Genomic DNA, 9,845 nt, shown 5'->3' on the forward strand with positions numbered 1-9,845 from the left:
CGCTGGCCGCGGAAGCCGCCATGCTGCTCTCAGCGGGGCTGGGGGTTCCCGTGAGTGAAAGCCACGACCAGGGCGTGATGCTGGACGCCGGTGGTCATCGTATTGTCGACCTCGGGGACGACAGCTACACCCTGGGCAGACCGCATCCGATGATTGACCCAACCACCCGCAGCATTGAAATCGAAAAACTGGCCGCGTTGCCGGATGTCGGGGTACTGCTGCTGGATGTCGTACTGGGCTATGGCGCCTGCGCCGATCCAGCGGGGGCGGTTGTTGAGGCGGTAGATCAAGTGCGCGCCAAACGCACTGCGCCGCTGGTGGTGATTGCCACTCTGACCGGAACCGAGGGCGATCCGCAGGGCCGCAGCGAGCAGGAAGAGAAACTCCGTGAAGCCGGGGTTGCCGTGGTAGAAAACCTCGAAGAGGCGGTACTGCTCGCCGTTAGCCTGACGCATTACCAGAATCACAATATTCCACCGACGCATAGCGCGCTTCTTGCGGGCGTACAGGTTATCAACGCCGGATTGCGCAGCTTCGCGCTGGATCTGCAAAGCAGCGGTACGCCGGTTGTGCATTATCAGTGGGCGCCTGTTGCCGGTGGCAACGCCCGTCTTGCCAGCTTACTCAAACAGTTACATTAAGTTCAGAGGTACGGATATGTATTCATCTATTGCACAGGCCAACGAAGCCATTATCGAACGAATTAAAGCTGCACGCCCCCACTGGGTTGCCGTGCGTCCTGCAAAAGAAGCGGTGGCCGAATTATCTTCTGGACGCAAATTACTGCACGCTGGTCCGCCGATCGCCTGGGGAGAGATGACTGGCCCAATGCGCGGAGCCTGTATTGGCGCATCGCTGTTTGAAGGCTGGGCGGTCACGGAGGAAGATGCCCTGCGGATGCTGGAGCAGGGAGAGGTCGAGTTTATTCCTTGCCACCACGTTGGCGCGGTCGGTCCGATGGGCGGTATTACGTCCGCCAATATGCCGGTGCTGGTCGTGCGTGATATCGTCCACGGCAATCAGGCCTGCTGCAACCTCAATGAGGGGATCGGCAAAGTGATGCGCTTTGGCGCTTACGGCGATGACGTGCAGAAACGTCTGCGCTGGATGCGCGATACGCTGGCGCCGGTCTTGCAGGAAGCGCTCTCGCAGATGGAAAACGGCGTCGATCTGACGGCACTGATGGCGCAGGCTATCACGATGGGCGATGAGTTCCACCAACGTAATATTGCGGCCTCTTCTCTGCTGCTACGCACGCTTTCTCCGGTGATTGCCGGACTGGCGCGTCCGAAGGCGGAAATCATTGAGGTGTTGCAATTCCTGAGCGTCACCGACCAGTTCTTCCTTAACCTGGCAATGGCCTACAGTAAAGCCGTTATGGATGCGGCGGCGGAAATTAAAGCAGGTTCTGTGGTGACCACCATGACGCGTAACGGCCGTGATTTCGGTATTCGCGTGAGCGGCACAGGCGATCGTTGGTTTACCGCGCCGGTGAACACGCCGCAGGGGCTGTTCTTTACCGGCTATAGCCAGACTGATGCCAATCCGGATATCGGCGACAGTGCCATCACGGAAACGCTGGGGATTGGCGGTGCTGCGATGATCGCCGCACCGGGCGTAACGCGCTTCGTTGGCGCGGGTGGCATGGGGGCTGCGCTGGAGACATCGGAAGAGATGGCGGAGATCTATCTTGCCAACAATCCGCTGTTCCAGATCCCGTCATGGGATTTCAAAGGGGCATGTCTGGGGCTGGATATCCGTCGCGTCGTGGAAACGGGGATTACGCCGCTGATTAACACCGGTATTGCTCACAAGGATGCGGGGATCGGCCAGGTGGGGGCGGGCACCGTTCGCGCACCGCTGCTCTGTTTTGAAAAAGCGCTTGAAGCGCTGGCGGAACTGCATCACATCACGGCATAACAACGTTGCCGGAAGGCGACGCAGTTGCGTTTTATCCGGCCTGCGAATGAGTTCATTCCGTAGGCCGGCTCGGGCGCTCTCCCTGCCATCCAGTGTCCTGGAGTGTATCGATGGTGACGATTAAGGCATTAGCCAGCGCGGGTTTTTATCGACTTCCCGATGGCGAATGGAGGTTGCACAGCCGCTTCTCGCAGGCGATTAATTTTTGCCGTCCTGACGGCGAGCTGTTGACGCTGTTTCGCTACGGAAAGGGGATGGGACCGACGGGCATGCTGCTGAGCACCACACAGTTTTCCCGCGTGGCGCATATTGAACGACTTATCAAACAGGGGAGCATCCTGCGGGGACAGGGTATAGCGCTTTGCTCGCGTCGCACACTCCGGATGTCGCTGGATCCTGCCGTACTTGCCCCTGTCGATCTCTCTTTTTGCACTCAACACAGTGGTCTTTCCGGAGCGCTGAATCAGCCACTCAATACGATGTTGCACTACCCTGAAATCATTGAGCAACTTGAGTGCTGGCATCGTGGCGTGACGCCTGACTGGCGCTGGCTGATCGGATACGGCCCAGGACTGACGCCCAGCGGCGATGATATGCTGACGGGGATGCTGGCTGTGCTGTATGCTGCGGGGCTTTCTGCCAAATTGCGCTATTTTTTACCCCCGACGGAGCAACTTGTGCCGCTCACCACGTCAGTAAGCTGTAGCTATCTGAACAGCGCCAGAGTGGGCGAATTTTCAACGCCGCTACAGAAGGTGATACGTGGTTTACAGTCCGGACGCGATCCGCATTCTGCAATCAGACGCCTGCTTGCTGTCGGGCACTCCTCGGGGGCGGACATATTGCTGGGAATCGCGATAGCGCAACGGTGGTTACAGGTGGTCGACTCAAGGGGAACGCATGCTCGATCAGGAAACAATACGCACTTTTATTCGGGTTGCACAGACGGAGAGTTTTTCCCGCGCGGCCAGCTCCCTGCATAAAACGCCCGCGGCGATTAGCTATCGCATTAAAACGCTGGAAGAGCAGGTGGGGACGCAGCTCTTTTTACGTACAACCCGCTCCGTCAGTCTGACGCTAGCCGGACAACATCTGCTTGAGCATTGTCGACAGTGGCTTAACTGGCTGGATGCAATGCCGGACGAGCTTCAGCAGATCAACGCGGGCGTTGAACGGCAGGTGAACATCGTTATCAACAATCTGCTGTACCAGCCGCAGACCACGGCAGATTTACTGACCTGGCTGCACCAACAATTTCCCTTCACCCGATTTCAAATTTCCCGACAGGTCTATATGGGCGTGTGGGATTCGCTACTGTATGACGATTTCCAATTGGCGATTGGCGTCACCGGATCGGAATCGCTCTCCAATAATATCTCTCTGTTGCCGCTGGGAGATATCAGTTGGCGGTTTGTGGTAGCGCAAAATCACCCGCTGGCCAGCCATCCAGTGCCGGTACTGTCAGACGATATGCTGCGCCGCTATCCGGCTATCAATATTGAAGATACCTCGCGTACGCTTACGCGCCGCGTCGCCTGGCTGCTTAGCGGACAAAAGGAGATCAAAGTGCCGGATCTCAGCACTAAGCTGGCCTGTCATTTAAGCGGGCTTGGCGTCGGTTTTTTACCCGAGCGGATGTGTCGTCCTTATGTTGAATCCGGGGCACTGGTTGCCCGTGAGGTGATTAATCCGCGCCAGCCATCGCCGCTCTCGATTGCCTGGAAGAATGCGGGCAGCGGAAAGGTGGTCAGTGAAATTGCGGACATTTTTAAGCAAAAAGATTCTCTGGTGAGCGGGTTCCTGCGGATGGTCGACCGACCGGCGGAGAACTGAGTTTACGGCGGTTTTTTAAGGGATCATGTTGAAAAAATGGCAGATTCGGTCTTTTTTGTTTACCTTTAATAGGGTGTTTTCGTGAGATTGATCTCGTAATTTTTTTGACATGCTCAAGGACTATTGAATGGAAGATTTGAATGTTGTCGACAGCATAAACGGTGCGGGCACCTGGCTGGTCCGCAATCAGGAGCTACTGTTGAGCTATGCCGTCAACATCGTTGCGGCCATCGCGATTGTCATTATCGGTATGATCGTGGCGCGTATCGTATCAAACACCGTTAACCGCCTGATGCTGGCGCGTAAAATTGATGCCACCGTTGCCGACTTTCTTTCTGCACTGGTGCGCTACGGTATTATCGCTTTCACGCTGATTGCCGCGCTGGGTCGCGTTGGGGTGCAAACTGCCTCCGTGATCGCCGTTCTCGGTGCCGCGGGTTTAGCTGTCGGTCTGGCACTGCAAGGGTCGCTGTCCAACCTCGCCGCAGGCGTGCTGCTGGTGATGTTCCGTCCGTTCCGCGCGGGTGAATATGTAGACCTTGGCGGCGTTGCGGGAACCGTGCTTAACGTGCAGATTTTCTCCACAACTATGCGTACCGTAGACGGTAAGATTGTGGTGATCCCAAACGGTAAAATTATTGCCGGGAACATCATTAACTTCTCTCGCGAGCCGGTCCGTCGTAACGAATTTATTATCGGCGTGGCCTACGACTCCGATATCGATCAGGTGAAAAAAATCCTCACTGATATCATCCAGTCTGAAGATCGCATCCTAAAAGACCGTGAAATGACGGTACGCCTGAATGAGCTGGGCGCTTCCTCGATTAATTTCGTCGTACGTGTCTGGAGCAACAGCAGCGATCTGCAAAGCGTCTACTGGGATGTACTGGAGCGTATTAAGCGCGAGTTTGACGCCAACGGTATCAGCTTCCCGTACCCGCAGATGGATGTGAACTTTAAACGCGTGAAAGAGAACGCGACCGAGTAACTTCAGCTAAAAACGCCCGCCAGAGAGAGGCGGGCGTTGATTTATCTCGTCTTGTTAAGAATTGCGCTGACACCCTGCATCAGCTCGCCAACATCGTTTATTCCTTTACTTTCCTGTTGGGCAATCCATTCGGCCTGAACGTGCTGATACCCGGTAGCGGCTTGCCACGCATTCAGCTCGCTGTTGGTCAGGTAATGAACGTGTGCACCCTCTTTTGCCATCTTTTTCGCCATTGCGGTCAGGCTTGCGTCCTGCACTGCGCCAATACGCTTTTGCGTCATGGCGGCGGCCCGATTGATGGCTGCGCGATCTTTCACGTCCAGGCTATCCCAGACGTCTTTATTCATCACCAGAAGATAAACGTGTCCGAGCCAGAGCGAAGGGGAGAGCTGAATATAGGGGGCCGCCCGCTGGGCATGGATATCATCTCCGCTGTCGAGGTTAACCATCAGGCCGTCAAGCTGTCCGGTCTGAAGCGCATCGGTAATTTTTTCATTCCATGGCATGCTGACCGGCACGCCGCCCGCGTTGCGTAAAAATGATTGATGCCAAAAGCTGGCGGTCCGCCATTGGCTTGCATTCAGCTGTGCCAAATCGACGTTCGGCCTGGTCGTAAAAAATCCAACCGGATAGCCGAGGAAAAACTGAAGATTCACCAGATTGTTGTTTTCCAGCTCGCGACCAAACTGGCGATACTCGCGGAAAATCCGCTGAAAGGCGTTAACCTGCGCTTCACCACGGCCCGGTCCGAGGGGGAAGCTCTTAAAAATCTGGTGTCGCGGCAGTTGTTCGGGCGTGTACTCAGGGACCACGATCCCCATATCCGCCACGCTGCCCTGGCCGATCGTTTTTAAGGCGTCATAGCTGGTGGACAGCTCGCCGTTCCAGTGAGCGTCGATTTTCAAACGTCCAAGCGACTCTTGTTCGATCGCGCGAAAAAAAGTCTCTTTTATGAGCCGGGTACGCATGTTGCCATATGGCTCGTGATCGGTATAGCGCAGCGTTCTGTCTGCGCTGGCGACAGTGGGCCACAAACTGGTAACTATCAGCGAGGCACAGAAGAGAAAAATGTTCGCGTTATGCTTCATACCCATTCCTTTGGTATAGACAGATTTATCTTTCAGCATACCTCGGGTAACGCACAATCGCTATTGTCAGAGACTGAATATGGAGGGGAGTGTGCGCGGTATTATTAATAATGCTAATTACTGATTAATATTATCCATTTCCTCTAATGAATCCCGCGCAGTATAGTCTGCCCACAAGACAATTATGTGAGATGTTTTACATGTTATCCTGCTATTTTCAAGGGCTTGCGCTTGGTGCAGCCATGATACTTCCGCTTGGTCCACAAAATGCCTTCGTGATGAATCAGGGGATCCGTCGTCAGTATCACATCATGATTGCTTTACTCTGCGCCATCAGCGATTTAGTGCTGATTTGCGCGGGTATCTTCGGCGGTAGCGCCTTGCTAATGCAGTCGCCATGGCTGATGGCGCTGGTCACCTGGGGCGGGGTCGCATTTTTACTCTGGTACGGATTCGGTGCGCTAAAAACGGCGATGAGCAGTAATCTGGAACTGGCCAGCGCCGAAGTGATGAAGCAGGGGCGCTGGAAAATTATCGCCACTATGCTGGCGGTGACATGGCTCAACCCACATGTTTACCTGGATACCTTTGTGGTGCTCGGGAGTCTGGGGGGACAACTGGATGTTGAGCCTAAACGCTGGTTTGCACTGGGAACCGTCAGCGCTTCGTTCCTGTGGTTCTTCGGTCTGGCATTGCTGGCGGCCTGGCTGGCACCGCGTCTGCGAACTGCGAAAGCACAGCGCATCATCAATACGCTGGTAGGATTAGTGATGTGGTTTATTGCTTTTCAGCTGGCAAAAGAAGGTGTTGCGCACGTTCAAGCGCTGTTCAACTAAGTGTTGTCTGATGGACAACGCAGCGAGATCGGCTAAGCTTGCCTGCATGTGCCCTGAGTTTTGGGGTAATTAATGAAACATGGAGGAACGACCGTGAAGTTCAAAATAATGGCCCTGGCGGCATTAGTCGGATTCAGCGCACTATCGGTACAGGCAAATGAGTTGCCAAATGGACCGCACATCGTGACTTCCGGAACGGCAAGCGTAGATGCAACACCAGACATCGCCACCTTGGCGATTGAAGTGAACGTTGCTGCAAAGGATGCGGCTTCCGCGAAGAAGCAGGCCGATGAGCGCGTGGCGCAATATCTGTCTTTCCTTGAACAGAACCAGATAGCGAAGAAAGACATTAGCGCTGCAAACTTGCGTACGCAGCCGGACTACGACTACCAGAACGGCAAAAGCATCCTCAAAGGTTATCGTGCAGTGCGCACCGTTGAAGTCACGCTGCGTCAGTTGGACAAACTCAACGCTCTGCTTGATGGCGCGCTGAAGGCCGGTCTGAATGAGATTCGTTCGGTATCGCTGGGCGTTGCCCAGCCGGATGCTTACAAAGACAAAGCGCGTAAAGCGGCGATTGATGATGCTGTTCATCAGGCTGAACAGCTGGCCGCGGGCTTTAATAGCAAACTGGGTCCCGTTTACAGTGTGCGTTACCACGTTTCCAATTATCAACCGAGCCCGATGGTACGGATGATGAAAGCAGATGCAGCGCCTGCAACCTCCGCTCAGGAAACCTACGAACAGCCGGTTATTCAGTTTGACGATCAGGTTGATGTCGTCTTCCAGATTGAGCCTACAGTAACCAATAAGTAGTCTTGATAAGGTGTAAGTCGCCATCCGGCAAGATTTTAGCCTGATGGCGATGCTTACGCATCTCATCAGGCCGACAAAACATTCCAGCCGGTTTTTTCTGTGAGCAACTGTAAAAATGAGACCTCACATTCAGTCTTTTTTTTCGTGGTAATGAGGATAGGCCATAGCGATTTTTAAGGGGACGCTATGGATATTTTTATCTCGAAAAAGATGCGTAATTTCATTCTGCTGGCGCAAACCAATAACATCGCCAGAGCGGCAGAAAAAATACATATGACCGCATCGCCTTTCGGTAAAAGCATTGCTGCACTGGAAGATCAAATCGGCTATACGCTGTTTACCCGTAAAGATAACAACATCAGCCTGAATAAAGCCGGACAGGAGCTGTATCAGAAGCTGTTTCCCGTCTATCAGCGCCTCTCTGCCATTGATAACGAAATTCATAACGCCTCTTGTCGCTCGCGGGAAATCGTCATCGGTATCGATAATACTTATCCAACGATTATTTTTGACCAGTTGATTAGCCTTGGCGATAAATATGACGGCGTGACGGCCCAGGCCGTTGAATTCAGTGAGAATGGGGTGATTGATAATCTGTTCGACCGCAAACTGGATTTCATTATCTCGCCACAGCACGTTTCCCCCCGCGTACAGGAGTTGGAAAATCTGGCGATCAGCGAACTGCCTCCGCTACGTCTGGGGTTTCTCGTTTCCCGGCGCTACGAAGAGAAACAGCCGCAGGATCTGCTGCGCGAGCTACCCTGGCTGCAAATGCGCTTCCAGAATCGCGCCAACTTTGAGGCAATGCTGGATGCTTATATGCGGCCCTGCGGGATCAATCCGACGATTATCTACCGTCCGTACAGCTTTATGGCCAAGATTAGCGCGGTGGAGCGCGGGCAGTTTTTGACGGTGATTCCTCATTTTGCCTGGCGGCTGGTGAATCCGTCGACGCTAAAGTATTTCGACGCGCCCGGCAGCCCCATGTATATGCAGGAGTTTCTCTATTCTCTGAAAAATCATCGCTATACCGGCACCATGCTCCAGCATATTGCTGAAGATCGTGACGGTACGGCAAGTTAACCGAGCATCGATCCTGTCTCGAGAAGGTTGCGATGCAGATCGAACGCATGGCTGAGATCGTGATGGATATGCCCGCCGGGCGCTTTTTCCAGATAGCGGTGCAGGTAGTCCCGGTAAAGGGGATGCGCACAGTTATCGATAATCGTGTGCGCCCGCTGCATCGGAGATAACCCACGCAGATCGGCAATCCCTTGTTCGGTCACGATCACTTTAACGCTATGTTCGCTGTGGTCGACATGGCTGCACATCGGCACGATGGTTGAGATTTTCCCGCCTTTGGCAATCGACGGCGCCATAAAGATAGACAGGTAGGCGTTGCGCTCGAAATCCCCGCTGCCGCCGATCCCGTTCATCAGGTTCACGCCCGCAACGTGCGTGGAATTGGCATGGCCGTAGATATCAAACTCAAGCCCAACGTTGAGCGCAATGACCCCCAGCCGACGGATGATTTCCGGGTTATTGGAGATCTCCTGCGGGCGCAGCACAATTCGGCTGGCGAAGAAGTCCATGTTGTCGTAAATCTTCTGTAGCGACGGGGCTGAGATGGTCAGGCTGGAGGCGCTGGCACCGGTGATCTTGCCCGTTTCCAGCAGATGCACCACCGATTCCTGTAACACCTCTGAATACATCATAAAGGGCGGGATATCCGGATTCTCTCCCAGTCTCGCCATTACCGCGTTATTGATATTGCCCACGCCGCTTTGTAAGGGCAGAAACTCTGCTGGAATGCGTTTGTGCGCCATTTCTGCCAGTAGAAAAGTGACTACGTTATCGGCAATTTGTTGGCTGACCGGATTGGTTTTATCCGACGCATTCCCGGCATCGGGCAGCTCGGTATCCACCACCGCGACCACTTTCCTGGGGTCTATCTGCACGCACTGACTGCCCACGCGATCCATGGTATGAAATATGGGCACGCTGTTACGCCGCGGCGGTGCGCCGGGTATTACGATGTCGGCAAACTCAGCCACGCGTGGATTATGGTAATGATTCAACTCGATAATCACCTTTTTCGCCCGCAGCAGCCAGGTGGGTGCATTGCCAATACCGCTGGAAAGCCAAATCCGGCCATCCGGCGCAATGGCGGAAGCTTCAATGACGGCAACATCGATATCGCCAAAAAAGCCGTAATTAACCATCTGCGCGACTTCGCTCAAATGGAGATCGACAAACCTCACCTGGCCCTGGTTAATTTTCTCGCGCAGGCCAGATGAGGTTTGATAAGGCGCACGCCAGGAAACGGCATCCGCCGCGGATAGTGCATCATCAGCGGCGGCGCCA

At 54.3% G+C, this 9,845-nt stretch carries 9 protein-coding genes and 1 pseudogene; 8 read left to right on the plus strand and 2 right to left on the minus strand.

Annotated elements, in window-relative coordinates:
* The 5 genes and pseudogenes from FDW87_RS22385 to FDW87_RS11820 form a co-directional block, all read left to right on the plus strand.
* A pseudogene (locus FDW87_RS22385) lies at positions 1-641 on the plus strand (acyl-CoA synthetase FdrA); the annotation flags it as partial.
* Positions 642-657: 16 nt separating this feature from the next.
* Entirely contained in the window at positions 658-1,920 is a 1,263-nt protein-coding gene (locus FDW87_RS11805) for a DUF1116 domain-containing protein (RefSeq protein WP_137379786.1), read from the plus strand.
* A 110-nt stretch (positions 1,921-2,030) separates the two neighbouring features.
* Complete coding sequence (locus FDW87_RS11810) at positions 2,031-2,903, plus strand: DUF2877 domain-containing protein (RefSeq protein ID WP_016154374.1); 873 nt, start codon at positions 2,031-2,033, stop codon at positions 2,901-2,903.
* The gene (gene allS, locus FDW87_RS11815; protein WP_032931810.1) at positions 2,821-3,753 is read left to right on the plus strand and encodes an HTH-type transcriptional activator AllS; all 933 of its coding nucleotides are present in this window, start codon (positions 2,821-2,823) and stop codon (positions 3,751-3,753) included. The genes FDW87_RS11810 and allS overlap by 83 nt, the downstream gene beginning before the upstream one ends.
* 127 nt (positions 3,754-3,880) lie before the next feature.
* Entirely contained in the window at positions 3,881-4,741 is an 861-nt protein-coding gene (locus FDW87_RS11820) for a small-conductance mechanosensitive channel MscS (protein ID WP_016154372.1), read from the plus strand.
* A 41-nt stretch (positions 4,742-4,782) separates the two neighbouring features.
* Here FDW87_RS11820 and dctP read toward each other — a convergent pair whose 3' ends face one another.
* Positions 4,783-5,829, minus strand: coding sequence for a TRAP transporter substrate-binding protein DctP (dctP, locus tag FDW87_RS11825; protein WP_049268792.1), 1,047 nt, complete (start codon positions 5,827-5,829; stop codon positions 4,783-4,785).
* 200 nt (positions 5,830-6,029) lie between these two features.
* On the opposite strand from dctP, the gene argO reads away from it, so the two are divergent.
* From argO to FDW87_RS11840, 3 genes are all read left to right on the plus strand, one after another.
* Positions 6,030-6,665 carry an arginine exporter ArgO gene (argO, locus tag FDW87_RS11830; RefSeq protein ID WP_137379787.1) on the plus strand — a complete coding sequence of 212 codons (636 nt, stop codon included), beginning with the start codon at positions 6,030-6,032 and terminating at the stop codon, positions 6,663-6,665.
* A 93-nt stretch (positions 6,666-6,758) separates the two neighbouring features.
* Positions 6,759-7,481: an oxidative stress defense protein gene (locus FDW87_RS11835; RefSeq protein WP_029139653.1), complete on the plus strand. Its 723-nt coding sequence runs from the start codon at positions 6,759-6,761 to the stop codon at positions 7,479-7,481.
* 186 nt (positions 7,482-7,667) lie between these two features.
* Entirely contained in the window at positions 7,668-8,564 is an 897-nt protein-coding gene (locus tag FDW87_RS11840; RefSeq protein ID WP_046274941.1) for a LysR family transcriptional regulator, read from the plus strand.
* Here FDW87_RS11840 and FDW87_RS11845 read toward each other — a convergent pair.
* The coding region (locus FDW87_RS11845; RefSeq protein ID WP_252363132.1) for an acetyl-CoA hydrolase/transferase C-terminal domain-containing protein at positions 8,561-9,845 on the minus strand (1,285 nt) is incomplete at its 5' end. The genes FDW87_RS11840 and FDW87_RS11845 overlap by 4 nt on opposite strands.

Origin of the sequence: Citrobacter sp. wls826, assembly GCF_005281245.1 — a bacterium.
Lineage (GTDB): Bacteria > Pseudomonadota > Gammaproteobacteria > Enterobacterales > Enterobacteriaceae > Citrobacter > Citrobacter braakii.